Annotated in this window: 15 protein-coding genes; 8 read left to right on the plus strand and 7 right to left on the minus strand. The window is 62.7% G+C overall.

What is annotated here, in order from left to right:
• Positions 1 to 223 precede the first annotated feature (223 nt).
• From KI243_RS28275 to KI243_RS28305, 7 genes are all read left to right on the plus strand, one after another.
• Positions 224 to 4,075, plus strand: a complete 3,852-nt coding sequence (locus tag KI243_RS28275; RefSeq protein WP_017123437.1) for a bifunctional diguanylate cyclase/phosphodiesterase — start codon at positions 224 to 226, stop codon at positions 4,073 to 4,075.
• 247 nt (positions 4,076 to 4,322) lie between these two features.
• A complete protein-coding gene (gene glyA, locus KI243_RS28280; protein WP_017123436.1) occupies positions 4,323 to 5,576 on the plus strand; it encodes a serine hydroxymethyltransferase in 1,254 nt (417 codons plus the stop codon).
• A 118-nt stretch (positions 5,577 to 5,694) separates the two neighbouring features.
• A protein-coding gene (locus KI243_RS28285; RefSeq protein WP_212809915.1) for an IS3 family transposase occupies positions 5,695 to 6,917 on the plus strand; the annotation gives its coding sequence in 2 pieces (ribosomal slippage) (positions 5,695 to 6,046 and positions 6,046 to 6,917; 1,224 coding nt in all).
• A 114-nt stretch (positions 6,918 to 7,031) separates the two neighbouring features.
• Positions 7,032 to 7,340 (plus strand): hypothetical protein, encoded by a 309-nt coding sequence (locus KI243_RS28290; protein WP_212810146.1) that lies wholly within the window; start codon positions 7,032 to 7,034, stop codon positions 7,338 to 7,340.
• A 93-nt stretch (positions 7,341 to 7,433) separates the two neighbouring features.
• On the plus strand, positions 7,434 to 8,747 hold the full coding sequence (locus KI243_RS28295; RefSeq protein WP_042934220.1) for a C4-dicarboxylate transporter DctA: 1,314 nt from the start codon (positions 7,434 to 7,436) through the stop codon (positions 8,745 to 8,747).
• 99 nt (positions 8,748 to 8,846) lie between these two features.
• Positions 8,847 to 9,560 (plus strand): FCD domain-containing protein, encoded by a 714-nt coding sequence (locus tag KI243_RS28300; RefSeq protein WP_212810147.1) that lies wholly within the window; start codon positions 8,847 to 8,849, stop codon positions 9,558 to 9,560.
• A 23-nt stretch (positions 9,561 to 9,583) separates the two neighbouring features.
• Positions 9,584 to 10,246: a GntR family transcriptional regulator gene (locus KI243_RS28305; protein WP_017123433.1), complete on the plus strand. Its 663-nt coding sequence runs from the start codon at positions 9,584 to 9,586 to the stop codon at positions 10,244 to 10,246.
• Positions 10,247 to 10,343: 97 nt separating this feature from the next.
• Here the strand turns inward: KI243_RS28305 and yjiA are convergent, their stop codons facing one another.
• The 3 genes from yjiA to KI243_RS28320 form a co-directional block, all read right to left on the minus strand.
• Positions 10,344 to 11,315, minus strand: coding sequence for a GTPase (yjiA, locus tag KI243_RS28310; protein ID WP_042934219.1), 972 nt, complete (start codon positions 11,313 to 11,315; stop codon positions 10,344 to 10,346).
• 133 nt (positions 11,316 to 11,448) lie between these two features.
• Positions 11,449 to 11,646: a YbdD/YjiX family protein gene (locus tag KI243_RS28315; protein WP_017123431.1), complete on the minus strand. Its 198-nt coding sequence runs from the start codon at positions 11,644 to 11,646 to the stop codon at positions 11,449 to 11,451.
• 15 nt (positions 11,647 to 11,661) lie between these two features.
• The gene (locus tag KI243_RS28320; protein ID WP_103032777.1) at positions 11,662 to 13,728 is read right to left on the minus strand and encodes a carbon starvation CstA family protein; all 2,067 of its coding nucleotides are present in this window, start codon (positions 13,726 to 13,728) and stop codon (positions 11,662 to 11,664) included.
• Between the two features lie 219 nt (positions 13,729 to 13,947).
• Between KI243_RS28320 and KI243_RS28325 the strand changes: the two genes are divergently transcribed.
• Complete coding sequence (locus KI243_RS28325) at positions 13,948 to 14,316, plus strand: PilZ domain-containing protein (RefSeq protein ID WP_177084026.1); 369 nt, start codon at positions 13,948 to 13,950, stop codon at positions 14,314 to 14,316.
• A gap of 44 nt (positions 14,317 to 14,360) precedes the next feature.
• On the opposite strand, the gene KI243_RS28330 is transcribed toward KI243_RS28325, so the two are convergent.
• From KI243_RS28330 to katB, 4 genes are all read right to left on the minus strand, one after another.
• A complete protein-coding gene (locus tag KI243_RS28330; protein ID WP_017123425.1) occupies positions 14,361 to 15,089 on the minus strand; it encodes a hypothetical protein in 729 nt (242 codons plus the stop codon).
• Between the two features lie 22 nt (positions 15,090 to 15,111).
• Positions 15,112 to 16,479, minus strand: a complete 1,368-nt coding sequence (gene radA, locus KI243_RS28335; protein ID WP_017123424.1) for a DNA repair protein RadA — start codon at positions 16,477 to 16,479, stop codon at positions 15,112 to 15,114.
• 46 nt (positions 16,480 to 16,525) lie between these two features.
• The gene (locus KI243_RS28340; protein ID WP_103032778.1) at positions 16,526 to 17,077 is read right to left on the minus strand and encodes an ankyrin repeat domain-containing protein; all 552 of its coding nucleotides are present in this window, start codon (positions 17,075 to 17,077) and stop codon (positions 16,526 to 16,528) included.
• Positions 17,078 to 17,273: 196 nt separating this feature from the next.
• Positions 17,274 to 18,815 (minus strand): catalase KatB, encoded by a 1,542-nt coding sequence (katB, locus tag KI243_RS28345; protein ID WP_017123423.1) that lies wholly within the window; start codon positions 18,813 to 18,815, stop codon positions 17,274 to 17,276.
• Positions 18,816 to 18,951 lie beyond the last annotated feature (136 nt).

The raw sequence follows: 18,951 nt of genomic DNA on the forward strand, positions 1-18,951 counted from the left end.
CGGCATGCATCATGCTTGTCAAACGCAACGCCGATCCCGGCCTCAAAGAGGAGCGCAAAACTCCCGCGTAACCGGCAAAGCTACCTGAATGCGTGAAACAGGGCAAACCGCTCGGTCGAACGGGGCTGGCACTTTGCCACAAGTCAAGGCATGCTAGCCGCCCTTCGGGCGTCCGGCTTATAGTGCACGTCGCGCCAATCCAGCCCAACCGCAGGATCACAGTTTGACCAACGCCAACCCGCCATCGCCCGCGCGCGCATCCCGTCATGTGTCCGGCACACCCCTGCGCGGCACAATCAAAGGCGTACTGGCGATACTGGTGTTGTTCCTGCTCGCCCTGCTGTTCTGGCAACTGATCGATCAGTTCCAGCACACCCGCAAGATCCAGCGCCAATACAGCATCGACTACAGTGCCGAACTGGCCGATCACGTCAGCCTGAACATGAAGCTCAATGCGCAGATCGCGGCCAACCTGCTGCCGATCTTCGAGAAGCCCGAGAACCGCGAGCAGCAACAGCAATTGCTCGGCAAGCTGCGCCTGTCCCTGCCGGACATCCAGAGCATTGCCCTGCTCGACGCCAAGGGCAACATCATCAGCGACAGCGCCGTCGACAGCCACGATGCCGACTACCTCGCCGAACTGGTCCGGCGCAGCAGTCGCACCCAGACCTATTACTTCACCAATGACGACGACGGCTCGATGGTGCACCTGCTGCTGCGCCAGGCCAGCGGCGAGACCAACGGCTACTGGGCGTTGCGCCTGGCACCGACGCTGTTCCAGAGCCTCACCCGTCAGTCCGAGCAGAAATTCCAGCCGACCTGGGTCATCGAGAACCGCCTGAACCATCGCGTCATCAGCCGTGACAACGACATCACCCCACGGCCTTCGGTGCTGCAACCGGATGACGAAGCCAACAGCGTGCTGATCGTCCCGCTGTCCAACAGCGACTGGCAGCTGCGCGGCCTGTTCGACCAGCGCAAGGTCCTCGAGGAACTGCTCCCGGCGCTGATCGGCAAGTGCCTGCTGGGACTGGGGCTGTCGATGCTGCCGGTGCTGGCCCTGATCAATATGCGCCGGCGCCAGCGCCAGGTCCATGAAGGGCGCCGCCGCTACCAGGACATCTTCGAAGGCACCGGCGTGGCGCTGTGCGTCCTCGACCTGTCGGGGCTGCCGGCCTTTCTCGCCGACAACCACCTGACCGACAGCGAAAGCCTCAAGCGCTGGATCGCCCATGATCCCGAACACCGTCGCCTGCTGCTGGAAGAATTGCGCATCACCGAAGTCAACCTGGTCGCGCTGCGCCTGCTCAATGTCGACTCCTGCGAGACCGCCTGGAAGTGCCTGATAGACGGTTGCCCGACCCAGATCACCGGTATCGGCTACCCGCTGGTGGAAGCGCTGATCAACCACCAGAGCCAACTGGAACTGGAGATCAAGCTCACCGATGCCCACGGCCAGGACCAACACCTGTGGCTGGTGCTGCGCCTGCCGGAAGATCCCGGCGACTACCCGGCGGTCATCCTCAGCATCACCGATATCACCAGCCGCAAGCTGATCGAACTGTCGCTGCTGGAGCGCGAAGGGTTCTGGTCGGATGTCGTGCGCACCGTGCCGGATCACCTCTACGTCCAGGACGTGATCAGCCAGCGGATGATCTTCAGCAACCACCACCTGGGCCAGACGCTCGGCTACAACAAGAGCGAACTGCACCAGATGGGCGAGTACTTCTGGGAAATCCTGCTGCACCCAGAAGACGCCGAACACTACCACCGCCTGCGCCACCAGCAGCGCCACGCCGGCTACAGCCAGCTGTTGCAGTGCCAGTTGCGCTTCCGCCACCGCGACAACCAGTGGCGGCGCTTCGAGATCCGCGAACAGGCACTGGCCCGGGACAAATACGACCAGGTCACGCGGATCATCGGCGTCGCCAAGGACATCACCGACCAGATCGAAGCCAGCGAATCCCTGCGCGACAGCGAACAGCGCTACCGGATGCTCGCCGAAAGCATCAGCGATGTGATCTTCTCCACCGACAGCAAGCTGCACCTGAACTACGTCAGCCCGTCGGTGCATGCCGTGCTCGGTTATGAAGTCGACTGGGTATTCAAGAACGGCTGGCATTCGACCATCGCCAACCCGACGCAACTGACCGGCATCTACCAATTGATGGAGCGGGTCAGCAAAGCCCTGGACAAGCCCGAACAACTGGCCGAGCTGCGCAGCCAGGTACAGACCCAGCTGTTCCTGTTCGACTGCCTGCGGGCCGATGGCCGCAAGATCCCGATCGAACTGCGCCTGGTGCTGGTCTGGGACGAGCACGGCGCCTTCGAAGGGATTCTCGGTGTCGGTCGCGATATCAGCCAGCAGCGCCGCGCGGAAAAAGACCTGCGCATGGCCGCCACGGTATTCGAGCACTCGACCTCGGCGATCCTGATTACCGATCCGGCCGGCTATATCGTCCAGGCCAACGAGGCTTTCAGCCGCGTCAGCGGTTATGCCGTGTCCGATGTCCTCGACCAGTTGCCCAACATGCTGACGGTCGACGACCAGCAGGAAGCCCACCTGCGTTATGTGCTCAAGCAACTGCAACAGCACAACACCTGGGAAGGCGAAGTCTGGCTCAAGCGCCGCAGTGGCGAGCACTATCCGGCCTGGGTCGGCATCACCGCCGTGCTCGACGACGAAGGCGACCTCGCCAGCTACGTATGCTTCTTCAGCGACATCAGCGAGCGCAAGGCCAGCGAGCAGCGGATCCATCGCCTCGCCTACTACGACGCCCTGACCCACCTGCCCAACCGCACGCTGTTCCAGGACCGTCTGCACACCGCGCTGCAACAGGCCGAGCGGCAGAAGTCCTGGGTGGTGCTGATGTTCCTCGACCTCGACCGTTTCAAGCCGATCAACGACTCCCTCGGCCATGCCGCCGGCGACCGCATGCTCAAGGAAATGGCCACGCGCCTGCTGGCCTGCGTCGCCGAGGACGACACCGTGGCGCGCATGGGCGGCGACGAGTTCACCTTGCTCCTGCAGCCACGGGTCACCCGCGAAATGGCCTTGAACCGGGCGATCCACGTCGCCGAGCAGATCCTTTCGAGCCTGGTGACGCCTTTTGTCCTCGAAGGACGGGAGTTTTTCGTCACCGCCAGTATCGGTATCGCCCTGAGCCCGCAGGACGGCAGCGAACTCAGCCAGTTGATGAAAAACGCCGACACCGCGATGTACCACGCCAAGGAGCGCGGCAAGAACAACTTCCAGTTCTACCAGGCCGACATGAACGCCAGCGCCCTGGAGCGCCTGGAACTGGAAAGCGACCTGCGCCACGCCCTGGAACAGAACGAGTTCGTGCTCTACTACCAGCCGCAGTTCAGCGGCGACGGCAAGCGCCTGACCGGTGCCGAAGCCTTGCTGCGCTGGCGCCATCCACGACGCGGGCTGGTACCGCCGGGCGACTTCATCCCGGTCCTGGAAGAGCTCGGGCTGGTGGTGGATGTCGGTGACTGGGTGCTGTCCGAGGCCTGCCGCCAACTCAAGACCTGGCACCAGAACAAGGTCCGGGTGCCGAAGGTCTCGGTGAACATTTCCGCCCGGCAGTTCTCCGACGGACAACTGGGCACGCGGATCGCCACCATCCTGCGGGACACCGGCCTGCCGCCGGCGTGCCTGGAGCTGGAGCTGACCGAAAGTATCCTGATGCGCGAAGTCAGCGAGGCGATGCTGATCCTCGCCGGCCTGAAGAACCTCGGCCTGAGCATCGCCGTGGACGACTTCGGCACCGGTTACTCGTCGCTCAACTACCTCAAGCAGTTCCCCATCGACGTCCTGAAGATCGACCGCACCTTCGTCGACGGCCTGCCGTCGGGCGAACAGGATGCGCAGATCGCCCGGGCCATCATCGCCATGGCCCACAGTCTCAACCTCGCGGTGATCGCCGAAGGTGTGGAAACCCACGAGCAGCTGGACTTCCTGCGCGAGCACGGTTGCGACGAAGTGCAGGGCTACCTGTTCGGCAGGCCGATGGCCGCCAATCGCTTCGAGGCACAATTCAGTAACGATGCGCTGTTCATGTTCGACTGACAGGCCCGTGGCGCCGGGACCGACGCTTTCGCGGGCAAGCCCGGCTCCCACCAGTATGGGGGCGACCACGGGTTTTGCACATGATGCAAAGTCGCAGGAACCGGCCTTGCCCGGGAAGAGGCCCTGGCAGGTGCCGCCGGCAAACCTGAACACCGCTTATCTGCGACATGATGCCCTTTCATATGCCAGATAAAACCCATTGGGTTAGAATGCCTTCCTTTTCTGCCCCCGATCCTTGAGGACCGCCATGTTCAGCCGTGATTTGACTATTGCCAAGTACGACGCCGATCTCTTTGCCGCCATGGAGCAAGAAGCTCAGCGCCAGGAAGAGCACATCGAGCTGATCGCCTCGGAAAACTACACCAGCCCCGCGGTGATGGAAGCCCAGGGCTCGGTCCTGACCAACAAGTACGCCGAAGGCTATCCGGGCAAGCGTTACTACGGCGGCTGCGAATACGTCGACGTGGTTGAGCAACTGGCCATCGACCGCGCCAAGGAACTGTTCGGCGCCGATTACGCCAACGTCCAGCCACACGCCGGCTCCCAGGCCAACGCTGCCGTCTACCTGGCCCTGCTGCAAGGCGGCGACACCATCCTGGGCATGAGCCTGGCCCACGGCGGCCACCTGACCCACGGCGCCAGCGTTTCCTCCTCCGGCAAGCTGTACAACGCCGTGCAGTACGGCATCGACGCCAACGGCCTGATCGACTACGACGAAGTCGAGCGCCTGGCGGTCGAGCACAAGCCGAAAATGATCGTGGCCGGTTTCTCCGCCTACTCGCAGATCCTCGACTTCCCACGCTTCCGCGCAATCGCTGACAAAGTCGGCGCCTACCTGTTCGTCGACATGGCCCACGTGGCCGGCCTGGTCGCCGCTGGCGTCTACCCGAACCCGGTGCCGTTCGCCGACGTCGTCACCACCACCACCCACAAGACCCTGCGCGGTCCACGTGGCGGCCTGATCCTCGCTCGCGCCAACGCCGACATCGAGAAGAAGCTGAACTCCGCGGTATTCCCGGGCGCCCAGGGCGGCCCGCTGGAGCACGTCATCGCCGCCAAGGCGATCTGCTTCAAGGAAGCCCTGCAGCCTGAGTTCAAGGCCTACCAGGAGCAAGTGGTGAAGAACGCCCAGGCCATGGCCGAAGTGTTCATCGAGCGCGGTTTCGACGTGGTTTCCGGCGGGACCAAGAACCACCTGTTCCTGCTGTCGCTGATCAAGCAGGACATCTCCGGCAAAGACGCCGACGCCGCCCTGGGCAAGGCGTTCATCACCGTGAACAAGAACTCGGTACCGAACGACCCACGCTCCCCGTTCGTCACCTCCGGCCTGCGTTTCGGCACCCCGGCAGTCACCACCCGTGGTTTCAAGGAAACCGAATGCCGCGAGCTGGCCGGCTGGATCTGCGACATCCTGGCCGACCTGAACAACGAAGCGGTGATCGACGCCGTTCGCGAGAAGGTCAAGGCCATCTGCAAGAAGCTGCCGGTCTACGGCGCTTGATAAACCCCGCTTGACGCAACATTGAAAAAGCCCGGTCAGCGATGACCGGGCTTTTTTTCGCCTGGTGTCCCGTCCTGAATAAGGTTTACACCTTCTGACCTTTTTTCAGGAGGACGCAATGGATTCAGGCAAAAGGCGCAGTCAGCGAGATTACACACTGGCTTTTAAATTGTCGGTCATCGATCAGGTTGAAAAAGGCGAGTTGAGTTATAAAGAAGCTCAACGGCGCTATGGTATCCAGGGCCGGTCTACGGTGTTGGTGTGGCTACGCAAGCATGGTCGGCAGGATTGGAGCCAAGGCGCGTCTATTCGAGTGTTGAGGACCAGGTCCATGACCGAGCCAACTCTACCGCTGACACCCGAGCAGCGAATCAAAGAGCTTGAAGAACAGCTGGCGCTGAGTAACCAGAAAGCTCAGTTTTTCGAAGCCGTCGTGAATGTTCTGAAAAACGACTACGGTATTTCCGTCGTAAAAAAGCGACCCGGCAAGTCCTCTCACAAGGGCAAATCGAAGACCTGAGCATCACCAGGGCTTGCCTGTTCATGGGGATTTCTCGTCAGGCCTATTACAAGCGCAATCGGGCTTATGATGCACGGCTCAGCCACAATCAACGGATAGTGGATTTTGTCTTGGAAAAGCGGCGGCGTCAGCCAAGACTTGGAACACGTAAGCTGCACCATTTACTGCAGAGCGAAGCAGAAACGGTGCTGCAGGTAGGGCGGGACCGCTTGTTTGCAATCTTGCGAGAGGTGCGCGAACTGGTCCCGCGCAAGCGGGCTTATCACAAAACGACTCATAGCCATCATCGCTTTCGACGCCATCCCAATCTGCTCAAAGCAGGTCCGGATCAAGTCGTTGCCAATGGGCCTGAACAGGTATGGGTTGCGGATATAACCTATCTGCCCACCCAAGAAAGCGTGGCTTACCTGAGCTTGGTAACTGACGCTTACTCGCGAAAAATAGTGGGCCATCATGTGCATGAAAGCCTGCATACAGAGTCAGTCATCAGGGCGTTGAAGAATGCCGTTGCAGAGCGCAAAACCAAGCAGACGTTGATACATCACTCGGACCGTGGTGCCCAGTACTGTTCTGATCTTTATCAACGACTGCACATCAGGCACGGCATTATCTGCTCGATGACGGATGGTTATGACTGCTATCAGAACGCTCTGGCCGAGCGCATAAACGGAATTTTGAAGACCGAGTTCCTGTTGCATCGCCCAAGGGACTTGGCAGAGGCGAAGAAAATGGTGGATGAATCGGTCCTGATCTACAACGGAGAGCGGCCGCATTTGTCCCTGAAATACAAAACGCCCAATGCGGTGCATCGGGCGTTTTGAGTGAAATAGGTGTCAACCTATTTCAGGACTAGACATGGAGAAAACTCGCCGTCCGTCGCCCCTTCGTAGCAGAGCAGCGCCTTTGCGGCGGAGCACCCTCTTGTGGGAGCCGGCTTGCTGGCGATGGCGAAGCACCATCCTGTGGGAGCCGGCTTGCTGGCGATGGCGAAGCACCATCCTGTGGGAGCCGGCTTGCTGGCGATGGCGGAGCACCATCCTGTGGGAGCCGGCTTGCTGGCGATGGCGGAGCACCATCCTGTGGGAGCCGGCTTGCTGGCGATGGCGGTCTTGAGGCTTGCATCGCTCTCGCGGGCCTCATCGCCGGCAAGCCAGCTCCTACAGGACCAGCATTACTGGTCAGACCAGTCCTACCAATTTCGCGAAAAAACCCTTGTGCCTGCGAAAAAACCGGGCGTAGACTGACCTCGCACTGGACATACCGGTAAGACCACAACAATTAAGTTCCGAAGCTGCGGCCCAGGCCCGGATAACGGAACGCCGACCAGGATCCTCCTCATGCTCAGATGGTGCTCGCGTTCGATTTTCCTCCAGGTTGTCCTTGGGTTGATGCTCGGCATCATCTGCGGACTCGCCCTTCCCGAATTCTCCACCCAGCTCAAACCCCTCGGCGACGGCTTTATCAAGCTGATCAAGATGCTGATCGGACTGATCGTCTTCTGCGTGGTGGTCAGCGGCATCTCCGGCGCCGGCGACTTGAAGAAAGTCGGGCGGATCGGCCTCAAGTCGGTGATCTATTTCGAAGTCCTGACCACCATCGCTCTGCTGATCGGGCTGATCCTGGCCTACTCCACCGGCATCGGCAGCGGCGCCAACATTCACCTGGAGCAACTGTCCACCGCGGCCATGGGCGATCTCGCCGATCGCGGCCAGCATCTGCGCGGGACCACGCAGTTCCTGATGGAGCTGATTCCCAACTCGGTGCTCGGAGCCTTTGCCGACAACAACATTCTCCAGGTACTGCTGTTCTCCGTGCTGTTCGGCAGCGCCCTGAACCTGGTGGGCGAGTCCGCGTCGGGCATCTCCCGCCTGATCAACGAACTCAGCCATGTGATCTTCCGCATCATGGGCATGATCGTGCGCCTGGCGCCGATCGGCGTGTTCGGCGCCATCGCCTTCACCACCAGCACCTACGGCCTGGAATCGCTACGGCAACTGGGCAGCCTGGTGGCCCTGTTCTATGTCACCTGCCTGGCCTTCGTGCTGCTGATCCTCGGCCTGGTGATGCGCGTGTCCGGCCTGCGGATCCTGCCCTTCCTCAAATACCTGCGCGAAGAGTTGCTGATCGTGATGGGCACGGCCTCGTCGGATGCAGTGCTGCCGCAGGTGATGCGCAAGCTCGAACACCTGGGCATCGGCAGTTCGACGGTCGGTCTGGTCATCCCCACGGGGTACTCGTTCAACCTGGACGGTTTCTCGATCTACCTGACCCTGGCCATCGTGTTTATCGCCAATGCCACCGGTACGCCGCTGGCGCTGACCGACCTGCTGACCATCCTGCTGGTGTCGCTGATCACCTCCAAGGGCGCCCATGGGATTCCCGGCTCGGCCCTGGTGATCCTCGCGGCCACCCTGACGGCCATTCCGGCGATCCCGGTGGTCGGTCTGGTGCTGGTGCTGGCGGTCGACTGGTTCATGGGCATCGGCCGGGCCATGACCAACCTGATCGGCAATTGCGTGGCGACCGTGGCCATCGCCCGCTGGGAAAAGGACATCGATGTGCAGCGGGCCCACAAGGTCCTCGATGGCCAGCAAGGCTATGGGTTTCAACCAAGAAAGCCGGCGGCGCCGGCCCATCAGCAGGAGTTCTGAGGTGCCGCGTCCAGGGACGGGCGCTTACCCCGCACCCGGGGCTGGCGAAAACCGCGCCGGCCCGGGTCGCGGCCAGACCGTTTCAACAGGGGGTAAACCGTGATCAGCTCATCGACCGTCGTCAATTCAGTGGTAGCAAAACTGCGCGCCGCCCTCGCCCGCGGCCAGTGGCGCTCCGGCGAAATGCTCCCGGGCCAGCGCGAACTGGCCGAACAACTGGGCATCAGCCGGCCAAGCCTGCGCGAGGCGGTGACCGTCCTGGAAACCCTCGGCCTGGTGCGTTCGATGCCGGGCAAGGGCGTGGTGGTACTCGATGCCGCCCCCGACGAGACCACGGCCGTCCACAGCGGCGTCGCCGATGCCAGCCTCGAAGACATCCTGCAACTGCGCTACACCCTGGAGCCGTTTATCGTCGGCCTGGTGGCGCAGTCCATCAGCAGCAAGGAAATCGGCCAGTTGCGCCTGACCCTGATGGACATGCGCGAAGCCCTGGAGGCCAACGACAGCGAAGCCGGGATGAATGCCTATATCGCCTTCCATGAAGAGCTGTTCGCCCTGACCTCCAACCCGATTTTCCAGAACGTGGTGCAGCAGACCGCCAATGCTCTCAAGCAGAGCGCCGGGGTCCTGCGCAATTCACCCGAGCACCTGGCCGAGCGCCTGCAGGAAAACGAAGCCGTGGTGCGCGCCATCCGCAACAAGAACAGCGCCCTGGCCAGCGCGCAAATGCGCCGGCACATCCTCCAGGAGGGGCTGCGCATGGGTATCGAACTGACCATCCCGGACGACCATCTGGGCAGCACCGAGCAATAACCACCCGCCGAGGGAGACCGGACATGAACAGCGTAGCGACACCCCTGCCCTTCACCGCCACGCGCGCTTTCGTCCAGCCACGAGGGCCGGCCTGCTGCGCCGAGACGCTTTATGCCCGGGTATTCGAAGACATTCTCGACCGCCGGTTCGCCACGGGCCTGAGCGAAGAAACCGTGATGCAGGCCTACGGCGCGGGTCGTAGCCAGGTGCGGCGGGTGCTCGGCCGCCTGGCGCGACAGCAGGTCATCCTCACTCGCCCCAACCAGCGGGCGCGGGTCGCCGAACCGGGTGCGGAACAGCTGCAACAGACCCTGCAGGCCCGGCGACTGGCTGAAACCAGCGTGATCCAGCTGCTCTGCGGCAACGCTGGCGGACTGCGCTTCGATGCATTGCATGCGCTGGTCGCGCGCGAACGCCGAAGCGTTGAAGACCACCGACAAAGCGCGGCAATCAGGCTGGGTGGCGAGTTTCATCTGGAGCTGGCCAGGATGGCCGGCAACGCGCCCCTGGCACATTTTCTCGGCGGGCTGGTGCCTCTGACCGGACTGGCGCAGGCACAGCAGTCGACACACCGCGAGGATTGGCCGGTCCGTGAAGCCATTCTCCATGAGCTGGAGAACGGGAATCCGAGGGCGGCCATCGAGCGGCTGGTGGATCATCTGGATCAGCTGTCCGGATTGTCCTGATCCCGTGGGAGCCGGCTTGCCGGCGATGAGTCCGGCAAGTCTTGCATCGCTCTTGCAGGCACCAGCGCCGGCAAGCCATCTCCTGCAACTGATTCCCTCAGTCGCCAGTCATCCGGGCAAAACCTGCGCGGATCTTCTCTTCCGGCAGGTCATCGGCGATGAACACAATCACGCTTTCCCGGGCCTCGCCGTCTTCCCACTCGGTGTCCCAGTCGAAACCATAGAGTTTGAGCACGCCCTGGAACACCATGCGGCGCGGTTCTCCGGCGATATTCAGCACGCCCTTGTAGCGCAACAGCTGTTTGCCATGATCCTCCAGTAGCTCGTTCATGAACTCGCTGAGCCGGTCGAGATCCAGCGGCTGGTCGCTGCGCAATACCAGGCTGGAAATGCGATCGATAGAGGGCGCCTTGCTCACCGGGCGCAGACTCAGGCCGCCGCCCAAGTCGGCATTCAGGTTGAAGCCGCGCACATCCAACAATTCGGCCAGATCAATCCGGCCATGCTCGACGATACGGATCGGTGCCCGCCGGTTGATCCGCGTCAGGCGCTCGCTCAAGGCGTTGAAGGTCGCCTCGTCCACCAGGTCGCGCTTGCTCACCAGCAGGCGGTCGGCAAAGCCGATCTGCGCCTGGGCGATGGTCTGGGTCAGGTGGTGCTCGGCATGGGCGGCGTCCACCAGGGTGATGATGCCGTCGAGGATATAGCGCTCGCGCAATTCCTCGTCGATGAAAAAGGTCTGGGCCACGGGCGCCGGATCAGCCAGCCCGGTGCACTCGATCACCAGCCGGTCGAAGGCGATTTCGCCACTGTCCAGGCGTTCGAGCAACAGGTACAGGGCCTTGGTCAAATCGGTGTGGATGGTGCAGCAGACGCAGCCATTGGACAGCGTCATCACTTGCACCGGCTCGGCCCCCAGCAATTGGGTATCGATACCGGCGTCGCTGAATTCGTTCTCGATCACGGCGATTTTCAGACCGTGCTCGACCTTGAGCAGATGGCGCAGCAAGGTGGTCTTGCCGGCACCGAGAAAGCCACTCAGGACGGTAACAGGAATAGGAACTGACAAACCAGAATCTCCCCTAGGTAAAAAACTGCAAGAGCCCGGCTTGCCGACGATGGCGTCCGCAAGATCGCCATCGCCGGCAAGCCGGGCTCCCACAGTGACGGTGTTCAGCCTTGTAAGACAGGGCGTCCTCGGATCAACAGCACTTCGGCCCGCCCTTGCCGCCATAACGGGCTTCCTGGCGTTCCCGGAAGAACGCCTCGTACGTCATCACCGGCTTGTCCGGGTGCTTGTTCTGCATATGTTCCACGTAGGTGTCGTAGTCGGGCATGCCGACCATCAGGCGCGCGGCCTGACCGAGGTATTTGCCGAGGCGACTCAGGTCATTGAACATTGCAGTATTCCCCTGTCAGGCTTCAGGCACGGCCTGGAACGGTGTTTCCTTGTCCGTGCGCTCCTTGTTGCCCCAGGCCGCGACACCGACCTTGAGGGCGTAGAACAGGATGCTGAAGACCACGAACAGGAACAACGCCGTCAGCGTCGCGTTGGTGTAGGCGTTGAAGATCACGTGCTGCATCTGCGCGATGTCCTTGGCCGGGGCAAGTACTTGCCCGGCGTCCAGCGCGGCGCTGTATTTCTTCGCCAGGGCGAGGAAACCGATGGCCGGGTTGGCATCGAACAGCTTGATGAAGCCCGCGGTGGTGGTGCAGACCAGCAGCCATACCGCCGGCAGCAAGGTCACCCAGATGTAGCGCTGGCGTTTCATCTTGATCAGCACGACGGTACCGAGCATCAGGGCGATACCGGCCAGCATCTGGTTGGAGATACCGAACAGCGGCCACAGCGTGTTGATGCCGCCCAGCGGATCGATCACGCCCTGGTACAGCAGGTAGCCCCAGAGCGCCACGCAACCGGCGGTGGCGATCAGGTTGGCGGTCCAGGACTCGGTGCGCTTGAGCGATGGCACGAAGGAACCCAGCAGGTCCTGCAGCATGAAGCGACCGGCACGGGTGCCCGCATCGACGGCCGTCAGGATGAACAGGGCTTCGAACAGGATCGCGAAGTGGTACCAGAACGCCATGGTGTTTTCACCCGGCAGGACATGGTGGAGGATCTGCGCGATACCGACTGCCAGGGTCGGCGCGCCGCCGGCACGGGCAAGGATGGTGGTTTCACCGATGTCCTTGGCCACCGCCTGGAGCGCATCCGGGGTAATGGCAAAGCCCCAGCTGCTGACGGTCTGCGCCACGGCCACCACATCACCGCCGACGATCGCCGCCGGGCTGTTCATGGCGAAGTACACACCCGGCTCGATCACCGAAGCGGCGACCATCGCCATGATCGCCACGAAGGACTCCATCAGCATGCCGCCGTAGCCGATGTAGCGGGCGTTGGTTTCGTTGTCCAGCAGCTTCGGCGTGGTCCCGGAAGAGATCAGCGCATGGAAGCCGGACACCGCGCCACAGGCGATGGTGATGAACAGGAACGGGAACAGGCCGCCTTTCCAGACCGGGCCGGTGCCGTCGGTGAACTGGGTCAGCGCGGGCATTTTCAGCTCGGGCATGGTGATCAGGATGCCGATCGCCAGGGCGATGATGGTACCGATCTTGAGGAAGGTCGACAGGTAGTCCCGTGGCGCCAGGATCAGCCACACCGGCAGCACCGCGGCGACGAAACCGTAGCCGATGAGCATCCAGGTGATCTGTACGCCGGTGAAGGTGAAGGCCTTGGCCCAGACCGGATCCGCCGCGATCTGGCCTCCCAGCCAGATCGAGCCGAGCAGCAGGAGCACGCCGACAAGCGAGATCTCACCGATGCGGCCCGGACGGATGTAGCGCATGTAGATGCCCATGAACATCGCGATCGGGATGGTCGCCATCACCGTGAAGATGCCCCATGGGCTCTCGGCCAGGGCCTTGACCACGATCAGCGCCAGCACCGCGAGGATGATGATCATGATCAGGAAGCAGCCGAACAGGGCGATGGTCCCGGGAATGCGGCCCATTTCCTCGCGCACCATGTCGCCCAGAGAGCGACCGTTGCGGCGGGTGGACAGGAACAGCACCATGAAGTCCTGGACCGCGCCGGCCAGCACCACCCCGGCAATCAGCCAGAGCGTACCGGGCAGGTAGCCCATCTGCGCCGCCAGCACCGGGCCGACCAGCGGGCCTGCACCGGCAATCGCCGCGAAATGGTGACCGAAAAGAATGTGTTTGTTGGTCGGCACATAGTCCAGACCATCGTTGTTCAACACCGCCGGTGTCGCCCGATTGCCATCGAGCTGCATGACGTTGTTGGCGATGAACAGACTGTAGTAACGATAGGCAACCAGATAGATCGCCACGGCGGCGACCACGATCCACAAGGCGTTGATCGCCTCGCCGCGGCGCAAGGCCACTACGCCCAGGGCGCACGCTCCCACGATTGCCAGCACCAGCCAGGGTAGATGGCGCAGCGGGCTATTATTATTTTTCATTTTTATATTCCAGCCAGATGGACAGAAAGACAGCCACCTTGAGTTTAGCGCCAAAGCGACCAATGGCTATACCGACATTGGTATAGAGCGGTCTTTTATTGTCGCCGCGGACATCAACCTGTCATCGCCGCCATGGCAGAACCACGCGACGGCCCGCCCTGGCGCTTGCCTGGCCCGGCATGCGGTCTATAGTCAGCGAATCTGCACAGAGACCTGAACATGAGACGCCACCCGATCAATCGCCGCCGTTTCAAGCGCATCGCCTTCGATGCCGTCACCACCCTCAGTCAGGGGGCCACGGTCTGGTCGGCACAACTGGTGGACCTTTCGCTCAAGGGGTTGCTGGTCCAGCGGCCGGGCAACTGGCATGAGGGGGCGCACGGCACCTTCCTGATCGACATTCGCCTGGGCAAAGACGCCCACGTGGAAATGGACGCCCGACTGGTCCATGACGATCACGGCCAGCTGGGCTTCAAATGCCTGCATATCGGCCTGGAGTCGATCCAGCACCTGCGTCGCCTGATCGAATTGAACCTGGGCGACGAAGCGGAGCTGGAGCGGGAACTGGACGCCCTCTTCGACGATTGAACGGCACGGCGCCGCCCACCACGGCAGCGCCCACTCTCACCCGGTCAGGGAAAGGCCGAACGCTGGGGGAAATCGCTTTCCGAATCCCAGTAGCCGGCCTCGTCCCGGGCCGTCAGCTGCCAGACGCCGTCTTTCAGACGATAGGTCTGGTAGGTGGTGACGAACTCCTCGCCCTCCTCATCTGCCGCGCTCGAAGACACCTGCAGGATCTCCGGAGCCGAATCCCCGGCCTGCCAGGCCGCCTTGCCGGTCTGGGCGAGGAACAGCGGCTTGAGCTTGCCGTCCGCCGTCTGGTACTGCATCGGCTGCAGCTTGCGCTGGGCCGGCATCAGCACCTGGGTCGCGGGGCCGCTGGTGCTGCCCATGGGGGCGGTCTGGTCGACCGTCAGGAAAAACGTCGGTGCCGGCATGCCGTCCATCGGCGCTTTTTCCAGGGTTGCCAGCGGGTAGGCCAGGCCGACACTCTCCACTTCCTCGCCGGCCGCCGAGATCAGCCGGACCCGCGCCTCGACGATGGGCGTGCGCGCGACATCCTTCGCCAGCGCGTCGTCGTCAAAGGCATCCTCATCGAAGGTGCTGCCGTTGCCCCACAGGGATTGATGCAAGTCGGAGGTGATCCGCGCATCTTCCAGCAACTCCAGCGCACCGCCATCTCCCGTCGGCATCTCCTGGGCCAACCGATACCCTTCCGGCACCGCGGCCGTTGCCGCGCCGGCAGCACCGGCCCAGACCATCCATCCCGCCAAACACATCGCCGCACCGATAAAACGCATCCCGCCGACTCCTTCCATCCCGTTATTCGAACAACGCGTCCAACGCCTGCTCCAGGCGCGTGACGGCAATGATTTTCAACCCCGGCGGCGCCTCTTTCGGCGCGTTGCCCTTGGGCACGATGGCGCGCTTGAAACCGTGCTTGGCCGCTTCCTTCAGGCGCTCCTGGCCACTGGGCACCGGACGCACCTCGCCGGACAGACCGACCTCGCCGAACACCAGCAGGTCATGGGGCAGCGGCCGATTGCGCAGGCTGGACATGACCGCCGCCATCAGCGCCAGGTCGGAGGCGGTCTCCAGTACCTTGACGCCACCCACGACGTTGAGGAAGACATCCTGGTCATGGGTCGGAATACCGCCGTGACGGTGCAGGACCGCCAACAGCATCGCCAGGCGGTTCTGATCCAGCCCGAGGGTCACCCGCCGTGGATTGGCCATATGGCTGTCGTCGACCAGGGCCTGGACTTCTACCAGCATCGGCCGGGTCCCCTCCCAGGTGGCCATGACCACACTGCCCGGTACTTCTTCCTGGGCCCGGGTGAGAAAAATCGCCGACGGATTGGAGACTTCCTTCAGCCCCCGGTCGGTCATGCCGAACACCCCCAGCTCGTTCACCGCGCCGAAACGGTTTTTCACCGCCCGCAACAGACGCAGGCGACCGTCGGACTCACCTTCGAAGTACAGCACCGTGTCGACCATATGTTCGAGGACCCGCGGACCGGCCAGCGCGCCCTCCTTGGTCACATGGCCGACCAGGAAGATCGCCGTGCCGCTCTGCTTGGCGTAACGCACCAGCAAGGCCGCACTTTCGCGCACCTGGGAAACGCCTCCCGGCGCCGATTGCAGTTGTTCGGTGAAAATCGTCTGGATCGAGTCGATCACCATGACCTTGGGCTTTTCCACCCGGGCGGTGGCGATGATGGTCTCGATGCAGGTTTCGGTCATCACCCGCAACTGGTCCTGGGGCAGCCCCAGCCGACGCGCGCGCATCGCCACCTGTTGTTGCGATTCTTCGCCGGTGACGTACAGCGCCGGCATGCGCGTGGCGAGGTTGCACAGGGTCTGCAGGAGAATGGTCGACTTGCCGATGCCAGGGTCGCCGCCGATCAACACCACCGAGCCATCCACCAGGCCGCCGCCGAGCACGCGGTCCAGCTCACCGGAGGCGGTGGAGAAACGGGGAATTTCCTCGACGCTGACTTCCGCCAGGGTCTTGATCTGCGCCTGCTGTCCGGCCCAACCGGTACGGCCGCTGGGCGCCGCCGCGCCGCCGCTTTCCACCAGGGTCTCGGTCAGGGTATTCCAGGCACCACATTCGCCGCACTGGCCGGCCCATTTGGGAAAGGTCGCGCCGCACTCGGTGCAGCCGTACATGCGCTTGGCCTTGGCCATCTCAACCCCCATGGAAAAACCGCGATGATAGCTCAGCCGGAAGCGATCAGCGCGTCGCCGGTGTACGGATTTCTCCATCCGCCAGACGGGCCGCGCTGTTGCCCAGAGGATCCTCGGCATCCAGGTTGGCGCCTTTGGCCGCCAGGGCGTCCAGCAGGCCGGTGCGTTTGAACAGGCCGGCATACATGGCGGCGGTCTGTCCGGCGGCGTTACGCTGGTCGGGGTTGCAGTCGGCATTCAGCAGGCGCTGGGCGATCTTCACTTCGCCCTTGAAGATCGCCCCCATCAGCGCGGTGTTGCCGCGCTTGTCCTGGGCACAGGCATTGGCACCGGCGGCCAGCAGTCGCTCCACCGCCGGCCCCTGGCCGTGGTAGGCCGCCAGGATCAGCGCGGTGTAGCCCTGCTCGTCCCGGGTATCGAGGCTGTAGCCGGCGTCGATAAAGGTGTCGAGCATCTCGACGTCGCCACGGCGGGCGGCATCGAAGTAGTAATCCTTGAGCTGCGCCTGGAGCGCGGCCGGATCCGCCGGAACAGGCGGCTCCTCGGCCGAAACGGCGAAGGCACAGGTCAGCAGAAGCAGGAAAGCATAAATACGCATGGCGGGTACTCCTACAGAATTCACGTCACCGCAAGCGTGGCGACGCCCCCTGGCAACACATCACGGCAATGTGGCTCAGGGGCCTGCAGGAGCCCGGCTTGCCGGCGAAGAGGCCCTAGAGCCTTGCCGCGACGCACTCGACCCCATCGCTGGCAAGCCAGGCTCCTACAGGTTGCATGGTGTTTTCAGGTTCGGCTCAATCCGACAGCTTCGCCGCCAGCGCCTTGACCCGCGCCAGGTCGCCCTTGGCCACCTGGGTCACCCCCGCGCCGTACTCCGGATCGGCCTTGTAGAGGAACGACAGGATGATGTGCTTGCTCTCGTCATCGGTCGTCGCCAGCGAACCACCGAAGTTCTCGATCAGGTCCTGCTTTTCCTTCTTGCTGTAGGAGCGATACAGATCCCCCGCCTGCTTGAAGTTCTGCTCGCGCTGGATCTTCGCCTGCTGGGTCGTGCCCGACAGGGCCGACTGGCTGTAGCGGGCAGCGGGTGGCTCGTCACGGGGCAGCAGGCGACTCGGCTGGTAATTCACGCCAGTGCTGCTGTGCCCGCTGTTCATCGCGCCATCCTGGTTGCCGTTGTTGACGGCGACCCGCGGCGCGTTGATCGGCAATTGCAGCGCATTGGGACCCAGGCGGTACATCTGCGTGTCGGCGTAGGAGAACACGCGCCCCTGCAACAGGCGGTCTTCCGACGGTTCGATCCCCGGCACCAGGTTCGCCGGGGCCATGGCCACCTGCTCGGTTTCCTGGAAGACGTTGGCCGGATTACGGTCAAGGACCATCTGCCCGACCTTGCGCTCGGGAACGCCGGGCCAGATCTTGGTGGCATCCAGCGGGTCGAAATCGAACTTGCTCAAGTCCTGCGGGGCAAGTACCTGGACATACAGGTCCCACTTGGGAAAGTCGCCCTTGTTGATATGGCGCACCAGATCATTGGTCATATGGCTGTAGTCGCGGCCCTGCACTTCGACGACGCCTTTTGGATCCAGGTTGCGAATCCCCTGCAGACTCTTCCAGTGGAACTTGACGTAGTGCACTTCACCCTTGGCATTGATCAACTTGTAGGCATGTACACCGTTACCGTCCATCTCCCGATAACTGGCCGGGGTACCGGAGTCCGAGTACAACTCGGTCAGGGTCCGCGTGGACTCGGGAACATGGGAGAAGAAGTCGAAGCGACGCGAATCGTCATCCAGGTTGGTGCGCGGGTCGGGCTTGAACGCGTGCACCATGTCCGGAAACTTGATGGCATCGCGAATGAAGAAGGTCGGGAAGTTGTTACCCACCAGATCCCAGTTGCCTTCGGCGGTATAGAACTTGGTGGCGAACCCCCGCGGATCGCGCAGTGTTTCCGGAGAGTGGTTGCCATGCACCACTGCCGAGAAACGCACGAATACCGGCGTGCTCTCACCGGCAGCGAAAACCTTGGCCTTGCTCAGGTCGCTCAGGTCATTGGTGACCGTGAACGTGCCATGGGCACCGGTACCACGGGCGTGTACCACGCGTTCCGGAATGCGTTCGCGGTCGAAACGCTGCAGCTTCTGGATCAGTTGCACGTCCTGAAGCAATACCGGCCCGTTGCTGCCGGCGGTCTGCGAGTTCTGGTTATCGCCCACGGCCGCGCCGTTGTCGCGGGTCAGGGTGGCGGCTTGGACGGACAGGGATAACAGGCTGGCGGTCAAGATGCCCAGCACGCGTCGCGTGGGCAAACTCCCCGGCACAGGAGTGATGTTCATGGAGGATTCCTCTGGATTTTTTTAGTGCGCATCCCGATGCGCTCACCAGAGGCTAGTGATCGCCGCACCATTCTCTAAATAGAAATGCCCGAAGAGGCCGATTGAGAAAATCCACAAGTCAGGACCGCCAGGGGCG

The sequence above is a fragment of the Pseudomonas sp. Ost2 genome (genome assembly GCF_018326065.1).
GTDB lineage: Bacteria > Pseudomonadota > Gammaproteobacteria > Pseudomonadales > Pseudomonadaceae > Aquipseudomonas > Aquipseudomonas gingeri.

Coding starts and splice junctions, on each gene's coding strand:
- glyA (WP_017123436.1), top strand. CDS start 4,323: ATGTTCAGCCGTGATTTGACTATTGCCAAGTACGACGCCGATCTCTTT.
- KI243_RS28325 (WP_177084026.1), top strand. CDS start 13,948: ATGAGACGCCACCCGATCAATCGCCGCCGTTTCAAGCGCATCGCCTTC.
- KI243_RS28320 (WP_103032777.1), bottom strand. CDS start 13,728: ATGAAAAATAATAATAGCCCGCTGCGCCATCTACCCTGGCTGGTGCTG.
- KI243_RS28305 (WP_017123433.1), top strand. CDS start 9,584: ATGAACAGCGTAGCGACACCCCTGCCCTTCACCGCCACGCGCGCTTTC.
- KI243_RS28330 (WP_017123425.1), bottom strand. CDS start 15,089: ATGCGTTTTATCGGTGCGGCGATGTGTTTGGCGGGATGGATGGTCTGG.
- katB (WP_017123423.1), bottom strand. CDS start 18,815: ATGAACATCACTCCTGTGCCGGGGAGTTTGCCCACGCGACGCGTGCTG.
- radA (WP_017123424.1), bottom strand. CDS start 16,479: ATGGCCAAGGCCAAGCGCATGTACGGCTGCACCGAGTGCGGCGCGACC.
- KI243_RS28295 (WP_042934220.1), top strand. CDS start 7,434: ATGCTCAGATGGTGCTCGCGTTCGATTTTCCTCCAGGTTGTCCTTGGG.
- KI243_RS28340 (WP_103032778.1), bottom strand. CDS start 17,077: ATGCGTATTTATGCTTTCCTGCTTCTGCTGACCTGTGCCTTCGCCGTT.
- KI243_RS28315 (WP_017123431.1), bottom strand. CDS start 11,646: ATGTTCAATGACCTGAGTCGCCTCGGCAAATACCTCGGTCAGGCCGCG.